The following is a 19,699-nucleotide window of genomic DNA, read 5'->3' as shown; positions in this document are numbered from 1 at the left end:
TCACCTCGCACCGCGGGGCAGCCCGAGGGCGCCGGTGGCCACCATGTCGCGCAGGACCTCGTTGACGCCGCCCCCGAAGGTGTTGACGATGCCCTGGCGGGACAGCTGTTCGACCTGGCCGTGCAGCGCTGCCCGTGGCGAGCCTGCCCGAACGCGGCCGCCGGCGCCGAGCACGAACGACAGCGAACGCTGGAGGTCGATGTGGGTCTCGGTGCCATAGACCTTCGCGGCGCCGGCCGTCTCACCGCGCAGGTTGCCGTCCGCGACCTGGGCCGTGAGCCGGTGGTTCATGAGTCGCATCGCCTCGAGGCGCGCATGGGTCCGGGCCAGCTCACGACGGACCCACGGCTGCTCGACGACCCCTGTCTCACGACTCCAGGCGACGGTGTCCTCCCAGAGCTGGATCATCCGCCCACCGAGAGCGGCGAGCGCGACGCGCTCGTGGTTGAGCTGGGCCGTGATCAGTCGCCAGCCGCCGTCCACCTCGCCGACGACCTGGCTGGCAGGGACCCGGATGCCCGAGTAGTAGGTCGCGGTGATGCTCATGCCGCCGACCGTCCTGATCGGGCTCCACGTGTAGCCGGGGTCGTCGCACGGCACCACCAGGATCGAGATGCCCTTGTGCTTGGGAGCCTCGGGGTCCGTGCGGCAGGCGAGCCACACGTAGTCGGCGGTGTTGCCGCCGGTGGTGAAGATCTTGCTGCCGTCGATCACGAAGTCGTCGCCGTCACGCACTGCGCGGGTGCGCAGCGACGCGAGGTCGGTGCCGGCTTCGGGCTCGGTGTAGCCGATGGCGAACACGATGTCGCCGGTCAGCATGCCGGGCAGGTATGCCGCCTTCTGCTCCTCGGTGCCGAACTCCATCAGCGCCGGACCGACCGTGTTGATGGTGACGAGGGGGAACGGCACCCCCGCCCGTTGGATCTCGTCGTAGAAGACGAACTGCTCCTCGGCGCCCAGGCCGCGACCGCCGTACTCGCTCGGCCACCCGACGCCCAGCCAGCCGTCGCGTCCGAGCATCCGCACGACCTCGCGGAACCGCGGGCCGCCGGCGCCCGCCTCCCCCACCTCCCGACGCTCGTCCGGTGGCAGCAGTGCGGCGAAGTAGTCCCGGAGCTCGGCGCGCAGTGCGCCCTGCGCGGGTGTCTCACGCAGGTCCATCAGCCGACGTACCCCTCCGGCTTCCCCCACGTCGCTTGACGCGTGCTGGTGCGGTCGACCAGGACGCACCGGGTGCCGGTGAAGTTGGTCGGCATGCACTTGTTGCAGTGGTTGCACAGCGAGGGGGTGGACGCGTCGGCGGCGATGCGGTTGACCAGGTCGGGCTCGCGGAGCAGGGCCCGCGCCATCGCGACGAACTCGAAGCCCTCGGCCATCGCGGTGTCCATCATCGGCCGGTCGGTGATGCCGCCGAGCAGGATCATCGGCAGCTTCACCGCTGCCCGGATCTGCCGCGTGTCCTCGAGCAGGTAGCCGTCGCGGTAGGGATAGCTGTGCAGGAGGCGCTTGCCCACCAGCTTGACGCCGAGCTTGATCGGCTGGGGCATCACGGCCGCGAACTCCTCGAGCGGGGCGTCGCCCTTGAAGAGATACATCGGGTTCAGCAGGGAGCTGCCGGCCGTCATCTCCAGCGCGTCGAGCGTGCCGTCCGCCTCCAGCCACTGGGTCACGGGGATCGCCTCGTCCAGCCAGAACCCGCCGGGCACGCCGTCGTCCATGTTCATCTTGGCGATGATCGCGATCCGGTCGCCGACCGCGTCACGCACCGCGCGCAGGATCTCCCGCGAGAACCGCGCGCGGTTCTCGAGGCTGCCGCCATAGGCGTCCGTGCGGTGGTTGATGCGCGGGCTCAGGAACGAGCTGGCCAGGTAGTTGTGCCCGAGGTGGACCTCGACGGCGTCGAAGCCGGCCTCGATCGCTCGCTTCGCGGCTTCGCCGTGGGCCTGCGCGATCCGCTGGATGTCGTCGGTGGTGCACGCCTGGGCGAAGCTCATCGAGGTCCGGTGGAAGTGCTTGCTGGGGCCAGCGCCGGGAAGCCGTTGGCCTTGGGGTTGGCGACCGGCCCGGCGTGGCCGAGCTGGGCGGACACGGCAGCTCCCTCGGCGTGCACTGCGTCGGTCAGGTGCCGCAGCCCGGGCATCGCCTCGTCGGTCCACTGGAGCTGGTGCCGGTCGGTCCGGCCCTCGGGGGCGACCGCGCAGTAGGCGACGGTGGTCATGCCGACGCCGCCCTTGGCATAGCCGACGTGGAAGTCGACGAGGTCGCGCGTGACCCGGCTCCGGTGGCTGAGGCCCTCGTACGTCGCCGCCTTGATCACGCGGTTTCGCAGGCGCAGCGGGCCCAGCTGGGCCGGCGCCAGGACGTCGGGGACGGCGGGCTTGTCGGTGCTGATGGCGGTCACGTCGTCAACGTAGGAGCGAGACCGGGTCGACGTTCCGGCTCGTCCCGCTGGCCGGGAGGAGCCCCGGCCTGCCGCCACCGAGGTGTCGTCCCGCTCAATGGGATCCTCGTCACACCGGCGGTCGCGGCCTTCCACTGTGGTGCGAGCGCACCCCCAATTCGAGCGTAGGGCGCGTATCCCCGACGGGCGGCCCACCGCCCCACAGCAAGGAGACACCGTGAGAAACACAGTCAGTAGGCGGGCCCGCTACACCGGGCTCCTCCTCGCCGGGGCTCTGGCGCTCGCCGGGTGCGCCGACTCCTCGGAGAGCAGCAGCAACGACGCCGGCAGCTCCGGCAGCAACGGCGACCTCAGCGACTCCGACATCTACAGCCAGGGCTGGGTCGGCGAGCAGAGCGACGCCGAGCCGACCAAGGGCGGCACCCTCACCATGGGCGACTACGCCGAGACGCGCAGCCTCAACCCGATCGAGTCGTATGCCAACGGCGCCGCGGCCGGCAACCCGCTCGCGGCCGTCTATGACGTGCTGGTGCGCTACGACTTCGAGTCGAGCGAGTGGACCCCCCACCTCGCCGAGTCGATCGAGTCCAACGACGACATGACCGTGTGGACCCTGAAGCTGCGCGACGACGTGACCTTCTCCGACGGCACCCCGCTCGACGCTGACGCCGTCATGGGCAGCCTCGGCTACTACATGGAGAACTACGGCTTCCAGGCCCTGACCATGCTGGCCAACCAGACCCAGATGAAGAAGGTCGACGACCAGACGGTGGAGTTCACGGTCGCTGCACCGTGGGCGACCTTCCCGGCGATGCTGGCGGGCGGCCCCGGCATGATCATGGCCCCTGCTGCCTACGACGACCCCAAGAAGTTCGAGCCCATCGGCGCCGGAGCCTTCGAGCTGGAGAACTACGCCCCGGCCGAGGAGCTCGTGCTCGCGGCACGCCAGGACTACTGGGGTGGGGAGCCCAACCTCGACAAGCTGCGCTTCGTCTGGCTCGGCTCGGACGATGCGAAGCTCGAGTCGATGGCCTCCGGCGAGATCGATGCCGCCTTCGTGCGCAATCCCGTCGCGGTCGAGAAGGCGCGTCGTGACGGCCTCAACGGCTACATGTATGTCGTCGGTGCCGGCGCGCAGTTCACCATCAACGCCCGGGAGGGTCGTCCCGGCGAGGACATCCGGGTCCGGCAGGCCATGGCGCACGCCTTCGACAACGAGTCCTACCTCGAGCGTGCCGCCAACGGCGCCGGCATCCCCAGCAAGTCGATCTTCGCCGAGACGTCGCCGTGGTCCACGGGAGTCGAGCCGACCGCGTTCGACCAGGAAAAGGCACGCGCACTCCTCGAGGAGGCCAAGGCCGATGGCTATGACGGCAAGGTCAGCTTCATCTCGTCCGCCGACCCGACCGCCCAGCAGGCGGCGGTGCAGCTCGAGGCACAGCTCGAGGCCGTGGGCTTCGACGTCACCGTCGACGGCATCGACAACATCGCCGACCTCACTCGCCGGGTCTATGTCGACCACGACTTCGACCTGGCCCAGGGTGCGACCTCGATCGGCGACGAGGACCCCTACGGGGCGCTGAGCAACTGGCTCTTCAGCCAGTCCCCCGTCAACGGCGCCGGCTATGCCAGCGAGGAGATGGACGGCCTGCTGCGCGAGCTGCAGGCGGTCGCCGACGACCCGGCCAAGGGTGCAGACGCGATGGCCGCCATCGAGGAGAAGTTCCACGAGGACGTCCCCGCGCTGGTCATCAACCCGGCCGGCAACTTCGTCACGATGCAGGACGGCGTCACCGGGATCCTCCCGAACACGCAGACCATTCTGCTCTTCCACGACGCGTCGAAGACGGAGTGACACCGGCTGGTCCCTGATCGGGGACCACACGTCAGCACCACACGACCAGGGTCCGGCCCCGCCTCACGGCGGGGCCGGGCCCTGGTGTCGTGGTGGACCGGCTGCTGCCGGCCAGACGACCGCATCGCCCACCTCCGAGCCAGAGTCCCTTGGTCCGGTGGGCCCTCAGTGTGCTTGTGGTGTCCCGGGCAACCGTGTGCAGCGAGGCAGTGATGTCGAGAGGAGTCGGCGTCCATCGCCAACCACGGCCCTCAGCAGGTACTAGCTGCCAGCACTAGCCGTGACCGTGCGCATGGGCCCCATCAAGGCACGAACTCCGATGGGAGGTGGGCCGGTGCCGGATGCTGCCGTGGCAGCGGACCACCCTGCAAAGAGCCGGTCATGGGTTCGTCGCTTCACCACAGCACCCCGCTGGGCTGTCTCCAAGACGGCGCGACCTTGTCCGAGGTTTCGCCCAGGGCGGGATTGTGGCTGGCCTCCATGAAGAGGACGAGCCGCGGGCTGGTCAGGGTCCGCTGATCCACGGTAGTGCGGTCCATGAGCGCTACTAGGGCGACGAGGAGTTCCTCGGCCGATCGCGGGGCGAACGTGGCTTGCATGCCGGCGAGTTCCCGCTCGAGGATGGCCGCGGCCGCGCCGCGGAGCAGCCCGTCGCGCGTCCGATGGAAAGGGACGTCGAGCCCGGCGGCAGTCCCGCTTTCTCGTCGATCCTGCGGTGGGTCAAGGCCTTCAAGCCTGGGTACCGAGCGACTCGCTACAGGAATAGTGTGACGGGCAGGCAGAGTCTCTCGTCGGAAGGGGCGAACACCATGCCCTCAGTACTCATCACCGGAGCTGGCCGCGGCATCGGCGAAGCCATCGCGCTGCGACTGGCCGGCGCCGGGTGGGCCGTCACTGCCGGCGTCCGCAACGACTCCAGCGGGGATCGCCTTGCCGCCCAGGACGGCCGCATCACACCCGTGCTGCTCGACATCACCAACGAGACGCACATCGCCGCCATGGCAGACCTATTCCCCGACCGGCTGGACGCGCTGGTCAACAACGCTGGCACCGGAGTGTTGGGCCCGGTCGAGGCTGTCTCCATTCCAGACTTCCGCCGCCAGTTCGAGGTCAACCTATTTGGCCAGGTCGCCGTCACCCAGGCCTTGCTCCCCCAGATCCGTGCCGCCAGCGGCCGGATCGTCTTCATCTCCTCGACCGGCGGCCGCGCGCCGGTGCTGATGGAGGGCGCCTATTGCGCCTCGAAGTTCGCGGTCGAAGGACTCGCGGACGTGCTCAGGGGCGAACTGCGGCCCTGGGGCATCGACGTGTCCGTTGTCGAGCCGGGCCCCACCGACACTGGTCCCTGGCGCGAGATCCAGTCGATGCTTGCAGACATGGAGGAGGGTATGTCCGCCACACACCGCGAGCTCTACGCACAGCACATTCGCGGGATGCGCAGGCTGGTCACGAAGCTCCAGCGCCGGACTGCGCCGCCGGACGTCGTAGCCCGGGTTGTCGAGCAGGCGTTGACCGCACGCCGCCCTCGTGCCCGCTACGCCGCCGGGGCACAGGCCCGGGCGATGCTCACCATGAACGCGGTGCTGCCCACGCGGCTCAACGACGCCATCGGTGCCCGCCTCCTCGGCCTGCGGCACCCCAAGCAGACCAAGGCGATCTCGAGCCATGCGCGTTGACATCGTCCACTCATCAATGAGGCAACGACAGTCCGGCACTGCGCTACGACCGGAATGCGTCCTACCGCCGCGTTGGCCTCCCGAAGCTTCCGCGCCTCGCGCACTGCTCCGCGGTGCATCCACGAGACCTTCACGGCGATGACTCACCTCTTGATCGTGCGAACTCGCACCGCACCCTCGCGGCGCTCGATCTCGAACAAGCCGATCGCGGTGACGAGATCGACGAGTTTCGCGTACTTCCAGTTTCGCGAATCGAAGTCCGGCTCCTGCTTCGCAATGAATGCGCCGACTTGGGCCAGATGTGCCCAGCCGTCTGCGTCTGAGCGGGCCTGTATCGCGGAACGAAGAAGGTTCAGCAGCTTGGTGTCCTGACGCAGAGCTCCAGCTGTGGGGCGCTGCTCGCTATCCGGAGGTGCGGGATCGTCTGTCGGCGCGCTCAAGACATCCATGTGGAAGAAGCGATCGCAGGCCTTCACGAACGCGTGAGGCGTCTTGCGCTCGCCGAACCCGTAGACCGTGACGCCCGACTCGCGTAGCCGCGACGCGAGTTTGGTGAAGTCGCTGTCCGACGAAACGAGGCAGAAGCCGTCGAAGCGCCCCGTGTAGAGCAGATCCATCGCGTCGATGATCATCGCGCTGTCGGTGGCGTTCTTCCCGGTGGTGTAAGCGAACTGTTGGATCGGCTGGATGGAGTGCTCGTTCGCAGCGTCCTTCCATCCACGGTTCTTATCCTCTGTCCAGTCCGCGTACATACGCCGGACCGTTGCCCGCCCGAGGGTCGCGACCTCTCCTAGGAGCGCGGGCACGCGTGCGTAGGAGACGTTGTCGGCGTCGATGAGAACTGCGAGGTGCGCGCTGCCCGGTTCATCAACCATTGCGTCAGCGTAGGAGGCGGTCAGCGTGAGGACCCACGAATGGGGAAACTCAATAGCGACGACGTCTTTCCGCCCGCAGGCACCAGGTGAGGCTGTTCTTGGCCGATCGTCGAGCAGGCCCGCGGGACAAGAGCAGTGGACTACGGGTTGGGTCTTTTCGCCGCGATCCGGCGTGGCTGATTTCGAGAGCGGCCGATGAGAGTGCGCACGTTGAGACTCGGAGCGCCGGCGGGCCGCTGCGTCAGAGTCGTGCGACATCCGTCAATCGTGGGGCCTCCACTTGCGCTTCTCGCAGTCGCGTTCAACCTCCGCGATGCATAGGTCCTTGTCCTCGCCGCCGAACGCCGTGTCGCCGCCGCGGCCGCCCAGGATCGTGTCGTTGCCGTCCTCGCCTTCGAGGATGTCGTCACCCCCGTGTCCCTCCAGCACATCGGCGCCCAATGAGCCTCTGAGCCGGTCGTGGCCGGGGCCGCCAAGCAGCACGTCCGGGTCACCGTCTCCGGTGAGCACGTCATTGCCGGCGTTGCCCGACAGCCGGTCGGAGTCCGTATTTCCATAGATCTTGTCGTCGCCGGGGCCGCCGAACGACCGTAGCTTGTCCTCGCACTGTGGCAACGCCACGAACCCGGCACCGCCCACCCTGAGCAGGGTGTCGTCGCCGGCGCCGCCGTGGATCCGAAGGTCACACCCAGTGACCGAGAGACGGTCGTCGTCGCCGGTGCCCCGCAAGACGACGCGCGACGCTGCCACGTATGCGTTGTGGAAGCCGTTGAGCCCTGCGGCCTGGACGCCGTCCACCAGGATCCGCCCGTCCAGAGCCACGTCCAAAGCAGCCGTCGCGCTCTGCACCGTCACGATGTCCACACCGGCCCCGCCGTCGTACCAGCCCACCGTCGTCTTGGAAACACCGGCGATCCGAAGGACTAAGTGGTCATCACCGCCACCACTGAGCACCTCGTCGTCAATTCCGTCCCCATCGACGATGTCCACACCCGCGCCGCCCGGATAGCGGTCGACCCCCGAACCAAGCAGGGCCTTGGTCCGACCGGACGTCGCGGTGGTGTCGACGATGTCGTCTCCGGTTCCCGCATCCACATAGACATCAAAATACTCGGAGGCCGCGGCTGCCCCCGTTGTCTGAGTCACGCAGACCAGGTCGTTCCCGGCTCCGGCCGTGACGACCGGAGACGTCCCGGACACGATCACGTCGTCGCCTGGCGTGCCCTCGACGGCGGGACCTGTGCCAACGATGGTGGCTGGCCGGCCCTGGCACATCTCGGCAGTGGCCGAAGCGGCCGAGGACGGTGCGCTCAGCAGCGCCCCCGAAACGCAGGCGGTGACAGCGAATGTGATCGAACGTCGAAGCACGGTTTCCCCTCGGTCAGCTAACCCACGATGGCGGTGGGCAGCGTGTCGGTGACGGTACGTCGCATGCGACGGTCCTTGCTAAGACGCGCCGACCTCATGGTTGGTTGTGGGCGTTCGTCGGATTGCGACAGTCGAGCGGCGCTGTATCGACCGTCCCGCAGACGCCTCTGCGAACATCCGGATCTGCCGCATTGAGTGCTTGGCGTGAGTGCGTCCTTTCGCCGCTTGGGACGTGGCGAAGGGCTTGCTGGAAAGCGGCAGTCCAGGCGCCGGGCAGCCGGCAGGTTCGAATCACCAGCGCTCGAGCCAGATCCTGTCTTCGAATCCGCCACGCTCAGCCCGTTTGCGCTGTGCGGCAAGTTCGATGTCTGACATCGAGTGATTGGTGGCTGCTGCCAGCGCTCGGAGTACCTCATACACGTCAGCGAGCTCATCGAGCTGATGGGCGCGGGGAGCGGCTCGCAACTCCTCGCTCTCCTCGAAGAGCTTGGCGAACAGGCTCGGCAAGTACTCATCCGCTTCGAGCACGCGACAATCTGGGTCCGTGCCGGACGCGCGGATGATCTCCGGGATCTTGTCCCTCACCAATTTGCCCATGGTCCCGACCCTTCACTCGATACTGTCCTGTGTGGAGTTCTACAGCAGCCATCCGACACCGACGACGGCTTGGCGGCTCGCGGTGTTGATGGGTGCGAACTCACGCACCTACAAGTTCGCACTAGGTCAAGCGTTGCTCGAACAAGCTAGAGCCGGTCGAGCAGAAGTCACGCTGCCGGAACTTGCCAGGCCCTACGCCTTGGCGCTCGCTACCCGTGCCGTCGCTATGCCGCAGGCTCCAGCCTCAGGAGAACTGGGACAGCGGGACTTCCTTTATATCGCTCGACAAGAGTCAGAAGCGACCTTGCGAGACGGGCATCCGACCGAGCGTCTCATCGACGCAGCCACACGGACGATGCCCGGCATGGTGATGGAGAAGTTCCACAACCTCGCAGGCGGCACGCAACTGCCGACCCGCTTCTACGAGATTCGTGGCAGAGGCCCTCGCCGGAAAGTGATACTCACCCCGGCGATGCTCGGGCTTGTCGGAGGTGACGATGGTCCTGCTCTTGACGGTGAGTTGGAGGCACGCTGGCGAATCGTTGAGAGCTCCTTCGCAGCTGGCGTTGGACGCAGCCTCATCACGGAGGGAGTAGCTGTGGACCTTGCCAGCGGCACCGTCATTGACAAGTTGCGGCGGCGATCGCTCGCTGGCGTCCGTGAGGCTCTAGGCGGCTTCCAGCACAATCGATGCCAGATATGTGACGAACTGCTAGCGCCAGACACCGCCGTCGCAGTCGACCACGTCTTCCCGTTCTCCCTGATGAGTCGCGGCGTGCCGTTGGGCTGGGCCGACCTCGATCTCGACTCCATATGGAATTTGGCCCCAGCCCACGCGACGTGCAACGGCGCGAAAAGCAACCGTCCTCCCACGCCTGAAGAAGTAGCCCGGTTGGGGCAGCGCAATGCAGCGATCATGCGATCGCCACACCCGCTCAAGCGCACTCTGGAACTCACACTCCAAGCCCGTGGCTACGCAGGACGTCCATACGACTGGCCCCTGTTCCTCAAGCACGTCTTAGCGGCCTAGTGCCTCCACCGCGCCCTAGGCGCGTCCCGCCTGAACGCCCGAACGCCCGAACGCCCGAACCGAGTCTGGACAGACACCGGTCCTAACGGAAGCGTTTAAGCCGCGACGGTGCAATCGGGTCTGTCCGGCTACCGGAGTCGCAACCATCTCCTTCTAGGGGCGGATCGCTCGGCCCGCGAGAGGGCCTCGAGCGTGGCCGCGATCTCGTCCTGTTTCGAGCGAATGTCGTCCAGACGCTGTTCGATTGCACGCGATTGCTTTCGAGCCATGAGCATGCCCTGCAGCCGCCCGCCAGCAAGTGCCAAGAAGGCGCCTACTAGGGAAAACAGCAGAACGCTGATCATCGACTTGTCTGACGGGCCTTGCTCGCTGATTGGGAACCCGAGGTGGATCGACAGCAATGCTCCACTGCAGGCGACGGATGCTCCCGCAACCAGGATCCCGAACTCTCGAACCGGGGACGGCAAGACCACAAGGGGAAGGGATGCGGCCGCCGCAAAAGCGACCGCGAGGTAGACGCCCGTAGCCTCCGCCCTCGTCGCATCGACTACGAGCAGCATTGAGACCAGCAATGCGACAAGGAGCCAATGCAACTGAGCCAGCGTCCACGCAAGCGCCCGTCGAAGCATGTTTGCCAGAAACTCCAGTCGGGGTCGAAGGTGAGCGCTCATGATGTCAAAGGGCCCCTTTCATCCCTAGGTACCCCGCATCACTTTCGCGCGCTCTGCGGCGACCACGGCGTGCGTCAAACCGCCGCAAATCACGACGCCGCACCTCCGGCCACGGGTGGGCTCAGCGGCGCAGTCCCGACCCACCCGCTGACGTCCGTGGGCTGAGCGCACAGGTCTGGGCGAGGCCGAGGGCCCAGCACGTCGGACACCCGCGCAGCAGCACCGCGGCAGGCACGAGAAGCAGGAGCGCGAGCGGTCCGAGCCACGGCACCAGCGCGACGGCCGCCACCATCATCGGCAGGCCCAGTGCTCCCCGCACGAGGTGCCGGGGGACGCTGCGGCTGGCGAACATGGTGTCGGGCTGGCTCATGCCATGGGTTCGACACCGACGCAGCGAACGGATGGGGTCGCCAAGATCACGCTGCCTCCTGTCGGCGGCCCAGGGTGCTCGCGCCCTAGCGCATCACCCCAGAGCTCAGGCGAGAGGGGCGATGCGCTGCCACGGAGCAGCTGCCTCGACCTGGCCTGCGAGGGACAGCAGCAGCTCCTCGCGGGCGTGGTCGGCGACGACCTGCACGCCGAGCGGGAGCCCGGCGGCGTCCTGCGCGAGCGGCAGGCTCATCGCCGGCATGCCGGTGACGTTGAAGGTGCTCGTCCACCCGGAGTACTGGATCGCGCGCTCATACATCGCGGCGGGGTCCTGGGTGTCGAGGTAGCCCAGCTCCGGCGTGGGCCGGCACAGTGTCGGGGTCAGCAGCACGTCGACCTCGTCGAACAGCCTGCCGATCTGCCAACCGATGGCCTGGGCGCCCTGGAGCGCGCGGACGACGTCGGCACCGCTGACGGTCCGGTAGTGATCGAGAAGGAGCCGGGTGAAGGGCTCCAGGTCGTCGTCGCGCAGGTCGCGCCCGAGCTCGCCGAGTCGTTCGTCGACGGCGGCCACGACGGCGCTGCCCATCAGGACGCCCGAGGAGGCCTGCACGGCCGCGCTGTCCCACGAGGGACGCAGGACCACCACCTCGTGCCCGAGCGACTCGAGCAGCCTTGCGCCGAGCTCGGCGGCGGCGACGCAGTCGAGATGGGTGTCGGGGCCGTTGGTCAGGCTGGTCATCAGCCCGACCCGCAGACGGCCGGGGTCGCGGTCGACGGCGTCGCTGAAGGTCGAGGCCGGGCTGGCGATGCCGTATGCGTCCCCGGCCAGCGGACCGGCAGAGACGTCGAGAAGCAGGGCACTGTCGCGCACGGTGCGGGTCACTGCGTGCTGGTGGGAGGTGATCGCGGCCAGCGTGGCGGGATAGGGCGCGGGCGAGATCCGGCCGCGGCTCGGCTTCAGGCCGAAGAGACCGCACATGGAGGCCGGGATCCGGATGGAGCCACCGCCGTCGTTGGCGTGGGCAACGGGCACCATTGCGGAAGCAACGGCGGCGGCGGAGCCGCCGCTTGAGCCCCCGGTGGAGTGCGTCTCGCGCCACGGGTTGAGCGCGGGTCCGTGCAGGGCGGACTCGGTGGAGGCGTTGAGGCCGAGCTCGGGGGTGTTGGTCGTGCCGAGCACGACCATCCCGGACGCGCGGTAGCGGCGCACGAGCTCGGAGTCGGCAGCCGCCACCCGGTCGGCGAACAGCCGAGACCCGCGGGTCGTGGGCAGGCCGGCGACGTCGGCGCCGAGCGACTTCACCAGGGTCGGCACGCCCGTCAGCGGGCCGTCGGGCAGCCCGCGGTCAACGTCGCCGAGTGCCTCCTCGAACCGCTGGCCGACCATCACGTTGAGCCGCGGGTCGAGCTGCTCGATGCGCTGGATCGCGGTCTCGACCGACTCGCGCGCCGACAGCCGGCCCGCACGCACGTCCGCGGCGAGCCCGACGGCGTCGAGGTCCTGCCAGTCGCTCATGCGAGGGCGCTCCCGGACTCGCCGGTGGCAACGTGGTGGCACGCGACGAGGTGGCCGGGGGCGATCTCGCGCAGCCTCGGCTCCTCGGTCGCGCACAGCTCGGTGGCGAGCGGGCAGCGCGTGCGGAACCGGCAGCCGGACGGCGGGTTCAGCGGGGATGGAAGCTCAGTGGTCTTGACCGAGGCGCCGACCCACGAAGACGCGTCGGCAGCCGCCTCGGTCTCGGCGCCGGGGATCGACGCGAGCAGCATCCGGGTGTAGGGGTGCACGGAGGTGCGGTGCATGCCGTCCGAGGGCACCACCTCGCAGGCCTTGCCGAGATAGAGCACCATCACGCGGTCGCTGATGTTCTTGACGACCGACACGTCGTGGGCGATGAAGACCATGCTGAAGGAGAAGCGCTCCTTGGTCTCCTCGAGGAGGTTGAGGATCTGGGCCTGCACCGACACGTCCAGGCTCGACACCGGCTCGTCACAGATGAGCACCCGCGGGCGCATCATCAGGGCCCGAGCGATGCAGACGCGCTGGCACTGCCCGCCCGAGAGCTCGTCGGGGCGACGGTCCCAGACGACGTCGGGCTCCAGTCCGACCGCCTCGAGGAGCTCGCGCACGACGGTGTCCTTGTCCTTGCCGTCGTGGAGGGAGGCGTCGAAGCCCCAGATCGAGAGGCCCTCGGCCACCAGGTCCTTGACCTTGCGCCGCGGATTGAGCGAGGAGATCGGGTCCTGCATGATCAGCTGCATCCGGGCTCGACGGCGCCGCAGCGTCCGGGCGGGCAGGCCGACGAGCTCGTGGCCGTCGAAGCCCACCGAACCCGACGTCGGGGGCGGAAGCTGCATGATCGCCCGGCCGGCGGTGGACTTCCCGCAGCCCGACTCCCCCAGGATGCCGAGCGTCTCCCCCGCTCGAAGCTCCAGGTCGAGCCCGGACACAGCGTGGACCTTCTCGCCGCGGCCGACTGGGAACTCGACCACGAGGTCGCGCACGTCCAGCACCATGTCCTGGGTGGTCATCGAACCTCCTCGGTCGTCAACAGCGGGAAGTGGCAGGCCGCCAGGTGCTCGGGCCCGCTCGCGCCGACGCGCGGGTCGCGCAGCAGGGGCAGCTCTTCTCGACAGCGGTCCTGCGCTCGCGGGCACCGAGGGGCGAACCGGCAACCCGGCGGCGGTGACGCCATGTCGGGCGGCCTCCCCTCGATCGTGCGCAGCAGTGAGTGCGGGGCAGCCTCGAGCTGGGGGATGGAGGCGATCAGCGCCTCGGAGTAGGGGTGCAGCGGCTGACCGAAGACGTCGGCGGTCCGGGACGTCTCGGCCACCCGTCCGGCATACATCACGGCGACCCGGTCGGTGCGGCCCACCACGGCGCCCAGGTCGTGGCTGACCAGGACGACCGCCATGTGGCGATCGGCCGAGAGCTGCGCGAGCAGGTCGAGGATCTGCTTCTGGACCGTGACGTCGAGCGCGGTGGTGGGCTCGTCCGCGATCAGCAGCTCGGGGTCGCACGAGAGGGCCATCGCGATGACCACACGCTGGCGCATGCCACCGGACAGCTCGTGCGGATATTGGCCCATCCGCCGTTGCGGCTCGGGGATGCCCACCTGGCGGAGCAGGTCGACCGCGCGCTCCCTGGCCTCCTTGCGGCCCAGCCCGCGGTGCAACCGCAGCGGCTCGGTGAGGTGCACGCCGATCTTCTTGACCGGGTTGAGCGAGGTCATGGGGTCCTGGAACACCATGGCGACCTTGGGTCCCCACAGCTGGCGGCGCTGACGCGCACCCAGGGCGTGGACGTCCTGCCCTCCCAGGCGAACCGTGCCGGTCACGGTCGTGGTCGGACCGGACGTCACGAGCCCCATCACCGTTCGGCCCAGCACCGACTTGCCCGAGCCCGACTCCCCGACGATGCCGAGCGTCTCCCCCGCGTGCAGCCGCAGGGAGACGCCGTCGACCGCCGAGACGTCGCCGCGTGGCGTGTGGAAGACCGTGCGCAGGTCGTCGACCTCGAGCAGCAGGTCTCCGCGGGCCCGGTCGGCCTGCGACTCGTTGAGGACTGGGGTCGGCGTCGTCACAGCTTGCTACTCCTCGGGTCCCAACGCCGCTGGGCCTTCTCGCCCAGCAGGTTGAACGAGAACACGGTCATGAACAGGAAGAAGCCCGGCACCACCAGGATCGCCGGGTGGTCCTCCATCGTGTTGCCCGCCTGGGCCTCGGAGATCATGTTTCCCCAGGTCGGCTCGGGCTGCGGGATCCCGAGGCCGAGGAAGCTCAACGAGGCCTCCGCGACGATGAGGGCGGAGATGCTGACGACGGCCATCGAGAACAGCGGCAGCGCGACGTTGGGCACCAGCTCACGCAACATGATCCTCGCCTTCGTGGCCCCCATCCCCCGCGCGGCGAGCACGAACTCGCGCTGCGCGAAGGAGATGGTGTTGGCACGCGCCACCCGCACCATGCTCGGGATCGTGAGGAGAGCCAGCGCGAGGGCCATGTTGCGGATGCCGGGCTCGAGGATGGCTGCCAGTGCGATCAGCAGGATGAGCGGCGGCACCGCGAGCACTGCGTTGGTGAAGATGCCGATGGTGAGGTCGACGCGCTTGCGATAGAAGCCGGCCACCACGCCGATCAGGCCGCCGACGGTGACGCCGATGACGATGGCGGTCATGGAGATCGCCATCGAGGTCCGGGCACCGAAGACGGCGCGGGAGAGCATGTCGAGGCCGGCGCCGTTGGTGCCGAGCGGGTGGTCGCCGTACTTGAGCGGCTCCAGGAAGATCGGCTCGGTCAGGGCCACCGTCGCGTTGCGGCCCTCGGGCAGCGGCAGCCAGGGCGCCAGCACCGCGGCCACACCGAGGCCGGCCAGCCACACCAGGCACACCCACGGAAGCAGGTCGACGCGCTTGCGGCGGGCAGCCCAGACCAGTCGGCCGACGCCAGTGAAGGCGAGCACCACGCCGACGAGGACGGCCAGCGCGGCTGCCGGTCCCGACAGGGCGGTCGACGCGAGGCCGACGAGGACGACGCCGACAACGGCCAGGCCGCCGCCGATCGCGGCCATCCGGGCGCGGCTCAGGGAGGTGCCGCGGAGTCGGCGGGAGTCAGGCATGAACACGGCGCGTCCTTGGGTCGAGGATTCCGTAGGAGAGGTCCACGCAGCTGTTGACGACCACGTAGATGAGCGCGGTGACGAGCACGGCACCCTGCACCACGGGGAAGTTGCCCGTCTGGGCGCCCGAGACGACCAGGGAGCCCATGCCGGGGAGTGCGAACAGGTATTCCACGATCACGGTGCTGCCGATGAGGCGCCCCGTGCTGATGCCGAAGAGGGTGACAAGCGAGAACGACGAGGGCCGCAGTGCGTCTCCGACCATGATCCGCCACGGCGGTTGTCCCTTGGCGCGCGCAGCCAGCACGAAGTCCTCCTGGAGGGTGACGACGAGGTCGTTGCGCAGGATCCGGGTGAACAGCGCGATCTCGCTGAGTGCGATCACGATGGCCGGCAGGATCGCGTGGTGGAGGTTGCCGGCCAGCGAGTCGGAGATGCGCACCCACTGGGAGCGAGGGAACCAACCCTGGTCGTTGACGACGAACATGATCAGGAGCAGGCCGGCGAGGAAGGACGGGATCGACAGCAGGCCGAACATGGAGGCGCCGATGACCCGGTCGACCAGGCCGCCCTGGCGTGCGGCCGACCACAGGGCCAGCGGGATCGAGATGACCAGGGCGATCGCCAGGCCCATCGCAGCCAGCTGCAGGCTGACCGGCAGTGCGGCCAGCAGCCGCTCTGCGACCGGGGTCTGCGGCGGCATGATCGAGCTGCCCAGGTCGCCGCGGACGGCCCCTGCGAGCCAGTCGAGATAACGCTGGATCACCGGGTCGTTCAGACCCAGCTCCTGCCGCAGGGCGTCGTACTGCTCAGGGGGCTTGCCGTCGCCGAGGATCGCGACGGCGGGGTCCCCCGGGATCAGGGCAACCATCAAGAACACGCCGAAGCTCACGATCAGCAGCACCGCGACGAGCTCGCCGAGCCGCACCAAGACCTTACGCACGGCGTCTCCTTCCGGGTCGATCCTTCGAGGCTAGGCGGCCGGTGACCCAGGCCACACACCGAGTTCCACTCAGCGGGAGGCCCGAGGTCACGAGGCCCACGCGTCGTCGAGCAGCACCATGGTGTTGCTGTTGGTCTGCACGCCGCCGACCTCCGGCTGCCACACCACGAGCTCGGCCGTCGGCCCCAGCACCATGGCAGGCACCAGCTCGTTCCACCCGGTCTGGAGTGCCTCCGCCGCAGCCAGCTGAGCCTCGTCGGTCGCTGCTGCCTGGAAGTCCTCGATCAGCTGGTCCATCTCGGGCGAGCTCACGGTGCCGTACCCCGTGCCGCCCTCGGAGTGGTTGATGCCGAACATCCGGGCGTACGGCGCCGAGTCGCGCCAGCTCAGCGCCCACGTCGACATGTCGTAGTCGCCGTCCACGACGACCCTGGTGATGAGGTCGGTGATCGAGGGGAGGAACTCCGCCTCGGCCTCGAAGCCCACGGCGTCGAGCTGTGCCTTGACCGCCAGGCCGATGTCCCGCTGCTGCGGTGAGCTGCCCTGCAGATAGGTGATCTTGCCGTCGAACCCGTCCGCCTTCGCGGCCTGGACGAGCTTGCGTGCCTCCTCGGGGTCGTGCGGCAGCCCCTCCACGCCGTCCTGGTGGAAGCGTGACGTCTCGGGGAAGAGCGAGGACGAGACCACTCCGGCCCCGCCGTTGGCGCGCTCGTTGACGAGCTCGGGGTCGACGGCCATCTGGATGGCCTGCCGCACGCGCACGTCACTGCCGGGGTAGCCCTCCTTGGAGTTGATGAGACCCGTGACGCCCGCTCCGACCATCTGGAGGTAGCCCGGGGTCTCCTCGCTCAGCGCCTCCTCGACCAGGATCGGGTCGCGCATGATCGCCATCGAGACGTCGCCCTGGCCGAAGGTGTCCCACAGCGCGTTCGGGTCGACGATGTAGACGAACTCGAGAGTGTCGAGGGCGGGCTTGCCGTCGAAGTAGTCGGGGTTTGTCGTGAAGGTCATCCGCTCCTGGGGCGTCCGGTCCTCGAAGACGAAGGGCCCGGCGCCGATGGGCCGGAACTGCTCCCCTGCGTCGCTGCCCTTCGCGACGACCATGCCGATCCCGGTGGTGAACAGCGAGTCGAAGCTCGGCCACGGCCGCTCGAGGGTGAGCTCCAAGGTCAGGTCGCCGGTGACCTGCATGTCGGTGACGTTGTGCGACCAGACAGCGGCGTCGTGCCCGCCCTGCTCGAGATATCGGTCGATGCTCCACCGCACCGCCTCGGCGCCCAGCGTCGTGCCGTCGCTGAACGTCACGTCGGGACGCAGCGTGAGCTCCCACGTGGTGTGGTCCTCGTTCGGCGTCAGTGACTCGGCCAGCTGCGGGACGACGGCCTGCTCCTCCTCGTCCCAGCGCATGAGCACGTCATACACGGCCGCCATCTCGGTGCCGCCGGTCGTGCCGGCGACGATGGTCTTGACCGGATCGAGCTCGAGCGGCTCGGCATAGGAGCCGAGCGTGATGGTGCCGCCGTCGACCGCCTCGGCGTCCTCGGGAACGTTCACCAGGCCAGGAGCGAAGGCACCGACCGTCGGGCCGCCTGCCTTCTTCTCGGCATCGTCGGACGAGGCGCACGACGACGTGACCAGGGCCAGGGCGACGACCAGGGCGAACGCGGTTCGAGGGGTACGAGGAGGAGTCATGGACCGGACGCTAGGGGTCCGCAGCGTGATGCCGTGGTGGCGTTCCCGGTCATCGGGAGGGGCGCTGGGGAGGGGTCAGGTGACCGCGCCGACCAGCATGGACACCGCGGTGAGGACCAGGCCCCCGATGACGAGCGGCCGCAATCGGGCGGGCGACACCCGGTGGAACAGCACGTCACCCACCCGCCACCCGAGGGGCAACCCGAGGATCCCACCGGCAGTGAGGACGGCTGCCTCGAGGCTCACGTGCCCCAGGGCGAGGAACGCCGCGACCGCGACGACGTCCTGGGCGGCGAACACTGCCTGCAGGGTCGCGCGGTAGCGGCGCGGCTCCCGGTCGACCAGGGCCATCACCAACGGCGGCCCGTTCATCCCGGTCGAGGTGAGCAGCGCACCGCTGACCACGCCGGCGACGGGCAGGCTACGGGTGCCTGTGCGGACCCCGAACGCCACCAGCACGACCAGTGCCAGCAGCACGACGGCGATCCAGGCCTGGAGGCGCTCCTCGTCGACGATGCCGAGCACGAGCAGGCCGACGGGCATCCCGAGGACACCGGTCCACACGAGGGTCGTGGCCGCGTCGCGGTCGACGAACCGCCGTTCCTGCCACGCGGCTCCGCTGGTGAGCACCAGGCTGACGGCGGTCGCCGCCACGACGGCGGCGACCGGCTCGACGACCAGGGTCAGCAGGGGTACGGCGACGAGCGCCGACCCGAAGCCGGTGATCGCCTGCGCCAGCGCGGCCAGCACGAACACGGCCGTGGCCACCACGGCGAGCAGCAACAGGTCGGTCACGCGAAGGTCATAGCACGCGTCAGCCGAAGAACGCCTGGCCGCCGTCCAGCGGCAGCGTGGCTCCGGTGAGGTAGCGCAGGTCGCTGCCGCACAGGGCGACCACGGCACGGCCGATGTCGGCCTCGGGCTCGCCGATGCGACGCATCGGGATGGTGGCGACGAACTCGGCCGCCTCCTCCGGGTTGTTCTCCGTCCACCACTTCAGCCCGGGCGACAGCGCGTGCGGCGCGATGTTGTTGGCCCGGATCCCGTCGGCGGCCCACTCCACCGCCGCCGTACGCGTGAGCGAGCGCAACGCCTGTTTGGACGCTGCGTAGGGGCCATAGGTGCTCGGGTCCCAGCGGACCATCGCCGAGGTGACCAGGTTGACGATGTTGCCGCCTCCGCGTGCCTGCATGCTCGGGTGGCAGGCCTTCATGAAGGCGAAGGCCGCGAACGGTCCCGACACGAAGCCACGCCGGAAGGCGTCGTCGCTCAGCTCGAGCAGTGGGCCGTAGGCGCCGGAGTAGGCGTTGTTGACGAGGATGTCGACGCCACCGAACGTGGCGACGACCTGGTCCACGACGTCTGGGATCGCGTCCAGGTCGGCGACGTCGACCTCGAAGAGCTCCGCCTTCGATCCTCTGGCCCGCACCAGCCCGCACGTCGTCTCGAGCTTGGCCCGGGTGCGGCCCAGCACCGCCACGTCGACCCCCTCGGCGGCCAGCGCGAGCGCGATGCCCTGCCCGACGCCCTGGCCCGCGCCGGTGACGATCGCGACCTGCCCCTGCAGCGAACCCATGGTCGTGCCTCCTCGACGTCGGAGCGAC

18 protein-coding genes are annotated in these 19,699 nt (G+C 68.9%); 3 read left to right on the top strand and 15 right to left on the bottom strand.

Annotated features, from left to right (window positions below; translation table 11 throughout):
- The 3 genes from G7071_RS12750 to G7071_RS19690 are packed head-to-tail and all read right to left on the bottom strand — an operon-like array spanning position 1 to position 2,401.
- Positions 1-1,161 (bottom strand): acyl-CoA dehydrogenase family protein, encoded by a 1,161-nt coding sequence (locus G7071_RS12750; protein ID WP_166319358.1) that lies wholly within the window; start codon positions 1,159-1,161, stop codon positions 1-3.
- Positions 1,161-1,994: an oxidoreductase gene (locus G7071_RS19695; RefSeq protein ID WP_281351668.1), complete on the bottom strand. Its 834-nt coding sequence runs from the start codon at positions 1,992-1,994 to the stop codon at positions 1,161-1,163. The genes G7071_RS12750 and G7071_RS19695 overlap by 1 nt, the downstream gene beginning before the upstream one ends.
- Positions 1,991-2,401: an oxidoreductase gene (locus tag G7071_RS19690; protein WP_281351667.1), complete on the bottom strand. Its 411-nt coding sequence runs from the start codon at positions 2,399-2,401 to the stop codon at positions 1,991-1,993. The genes G7071_RS19695 and G7071_RS19690 overlap by 4 nt, the downstream gene beginning before the upstream one ends.
- Before the next feature lie 217 nt (positions 2,402-2,618).
- On the opposite strand from G7071_RS19690, the gene G7071_RS12740 reads away from it, so the two are divergent.
- Together G7071_RS12740 and G7071_RS12735 are read left to right on the top strand one after the other, a co-directional pair.
- Positions 2,619-4,256 carry an ABC transporter substrate-binding protein gene (locus G7071_RS12740; RefSeq protein ID WP_166319356.1) on the top strand — a complete coding sequence of 546 codons (1,638 nt, stop codon included), beginning with the start codon at positions 2,619-2,621 and terminating at the stop codon, positions 4,254-4,256.
- Positions 4,257-5,065: 809 nt separating this feature from the next.
- Positions 5,066-5,932, top strand: coding sequence for an SDR family NAD(P)-dependent oxidoreductase (locus tag G7071_RS12735; RefSeq protein ID WP_166319354.1), 867 nt, complete (start codon positions 5,066-5,068; stop codon positions 5,930-5,932).
- Positions 5,933-6,075: 143 nt separating this feature from the next.
- Here the strand turns inward: G7071_RS12735 and G7071_RS12730 are convergent, their stop codons facing one another.
- From G7071_RS12730 to G7071_RS12720, 3 genes are all read right to left on the bottom strand, one after another.
- Positions 6,076-6,807: an NYN domain-containing protein gene (locus G7071_RS12730; RefSeq protein ID WP_166319352.1), complete on the bottom strand. Its 732-nt coding sequence runs from the start codon at positions 6,805-6,807 to the stop codon at positions 6,076-6,078.
- A gap of 261 nt (positions 6,808-7,068) precedes the next feature.
- A complete protein-coding gene (locus G7071_RS12725; protein ID WP_166319350.1) occupies positions 7,069-8,013 on the bottom strand; it encodes a calcium-binding protein in 945 nt (314 codons plus the stop codon).
- A 453-nt stretch (positions 8,014-8,466) separates the two neighbouring features.
- Complete coding sequence (locus G7071_RS12720; RefSeq protein WP_166319348.1) at positions 8,467-8,772, bottom strand: nucleoside triphosphate pyrophosphohydrolase; 306 nt, start codon at positions 8,770-8,772, stop codon at positions 8,467-8,469.
- 31 nt (positions 8,773-8,803) lie between these two features.
- On the opposite strand from G7071_RS12720, the gene G7071_RS12715 reads away from it, so the two are divergent.
- Positions 8,804-9,802 carry an HNH endonuclease gene (locus G7071_RS12715; protein ID WP_206062794.1) on the top strand — a complete coding sequence of 333 codons (999 nt, stop codon included), beginning with the start codon at positions 8,804-8,806 and terminating at the stop codon, positions 9,800-9,802.
- Positions 9,803-10,594: 792 nt separating this feature from the next.
- Here G7071_RS12715 and G7071_RS12710 read toward each other — a convergent pair.
- The 9 genes from G7071_RS12710 to G7071_RS12670 all read right to left on the bottom strand — a co-directional run bounded on the left by G7071_RS12710 (position 10,595) and on the right by G7071_RS12670 (position 19,671).
- Positions 10,595-10,843, bottom strand: coding sequence for a hypothetical protein (locus G7071_RS12710; RefSeq protein ID WP_166319344.1), 249 nt, complete (start codon positions 10,841-10,843; stop codon positions 10,595-10,597).
- A gap of 105 nt (positions 10,844-10,948) precedes the next feature.
- A complete protein-coding gene (locus G7071_RS12705; protein WP_166319342.1) occupies positions 10,949-12,361 on the bottom strand; it encodes an amidase in 1,413 nt (470 codons plus the stop codon).
- Entirely contained in the window at positions 12,358-13,374 is a 1,017-nt protein-coding gene (locus tag G7071_RS12700) for an ABC transporter ATP-binding protein (protein ID WP_166319340.1), read from the bottom strand. Before G7071_RS12700 ends, G7071_RS12705 begins: the two co-directional genes overlap by 4 nt.
- A complete protein-coding gene (locus G7071_RS12695; RefSeq protein WP_166319338.1) occupies positions 13,371-14,426 on the bottom strand; it encodes an ABC transporter ATP-binding protein in 1,056 nt (351 codons plus the stop codon). Before G7071_RS12695 ends, G7071_RS12700 begins: the two co-directional genes overlap by 4 nt.
- A complete protein-coding gene (locus tag G7071_RS12690) occupies positions 14,423-15,460 on the bottom strand; it encodes an ABC transporter permease (RefSeq protein WP_206062793.1) in 1,038 nt (345 codons plus the stop codon). The genes G7071_RS12695 and G7071_RS12690 overlap by 4 nt, the downstream gene beginning before the upstream one ends.
- Positions 15,453-16,403 (bottom strand): ABC transporter permease, encoded by a 951-nt coding sequence (locus tag G7071_RS12685; protein ID WP_206062792.1) that lies wholly within the window; start codon positions 16,401-16,403, stop codon positions 15,453-15,455. Before G7071_RS12685 ends, G7071_RS12690 begins: the two co-directional genes overlap by 8 nt.
- An 87-nt stretch (positions 16,404-16,490) precedes the next feature.
- Positions 16,491-18,095 (bottom strand): ABC transporter substrate-binding protein, encoded by a 1,605-nt coding sequence (locus G7071_RS12680; protein ID WP_166319336.1) that lies wholly within the window; start codon positions 18,093-18,095, stop codon positions 16,491-16,493.
- Positions 18,096-18,170: 75 nt separating this feature from the next.
- On the bottom strand, positions 18,171-18,890 hold the full coding sequence (locus G7071_RS12675) for a sulfite exporter TauE/SafE family protein (RefSeq protein ID WP_166319334.1): 720 nt from the start codon (positions 18,888-18,890) through the stop codon (positions 18,171-18,173).
- Between the two features lie 19 nt (positions 18,891-18,909).
- Complete coding sequence (locus tag G7071_RS12670) at positions 18,910-19,671, bottom strand: SDR family NAD(P)-dependent oxidoreductase (protein WP_166319332.1); 762 nt, start codon at positions 19,669-19,671, stop codon at positions 18,910-18,912.
- Positions 19,672-19,699: the final 28 nt, after the last annotated feature.

This window comes from Nocardioides piscis, from assembly GCF_011300215.1.
Lineage (GTDB): Bacteria > Actinomycetota > Actinomycetes > Propionibacteriales > Nocardioidaceae > Nocardioides > Nocardioides piscis.
Note: the sequence above shows the minus strand (reverse complement) of the source record. Positions and strands in the feature narration are given on the sequence as shown.

What these genes read in the sequence shown, in the direction of transcription:
- G7071_RS12750 (WP_166319358.1), bottom strand. Translation starts at nt 1,161, where the DNA reads ATGGACCTGCGTGAGACACCCGCGCAGGGCGCACTGCGCGCCGAGCTC.
- G7071_RS19695 (WP_281351668.1), bottom strand. Translation starts at nt 1,994, where the DNA reads ATGAGCTTCGCCCAGGCGTGCACCACCGACGACATCCAGCGGATCGCG.
- G7071_RS12735 (WP_166319354.1), top strand. Translation starts at nt 5,066, where the DNA reads ATGCCCTCAGTACTCATCACCGGAGCTGGCCGCGGCATCGGCGAAGCC.
- G7071_RS12730 (WP_166319352.1), bottom strand. Translation starts at nt 6,807, where the DNA reads ATGGTTGATGAACCGGGCAGCGCGCACCTCGCAGTTCTCATCGACGCC.
- G7071_RS12720 (WP_166319348.1), bottom strand. Translation starts at nt 8,772, where the DNA reads ATGGGCAAATTGGTGAGGGACAAGATCCCGGAGATCATCCGCGCGTCC.
- G7071_RS12710 (WP_166319344.1), bottom strand. Translation starts at nt 10,843, where the DNA reads ATGAGCCAGCCCGACACCATGTTCGCCAGCCGCAGCGTCCCCCGGCAC.
- G7071_RS12705 (WP_166319342.1), bottom strand. Translation starts at nt 12,361, where the DNA reads ATGAGCGACTGGCAGGACCTCGACGCCGTCGGGCTCGCCGCGGACGTG.
- G7071_RS12700 (WP_166319340.1), bottom strand. Translation starts at nt 13,374, where the DNA reads ATGACCACCCAGGACATGGTGCTGGACGTGCGCGACCTCGTGGTCGAG.
- G7071_RS12690 (WP_206062793.1), bottom strand. Translation starts at nt 15,460, where the DNA reads ATGCCTGACTCCCGCCGACTCCGCGGCACCTCCCTGAGCCGCGCCCGG.
- G7071_RS12680 (WP_166319336.1), bottom strand. Translation starts at nt 18,095, where the DNA reads ATGACTCCTCCTCGTACCCCTCGAACCGCGTTCGCCCTGGTCGTCGCC.
- G7071_RS12670 (WP_166319332.1), bottom strand. Translation starts at nt 19,671, where the DNA reads ATGGGTTCGCTGCAGGGGCAGGTCGCGATCGTCACCGGCGCGGGCCAG.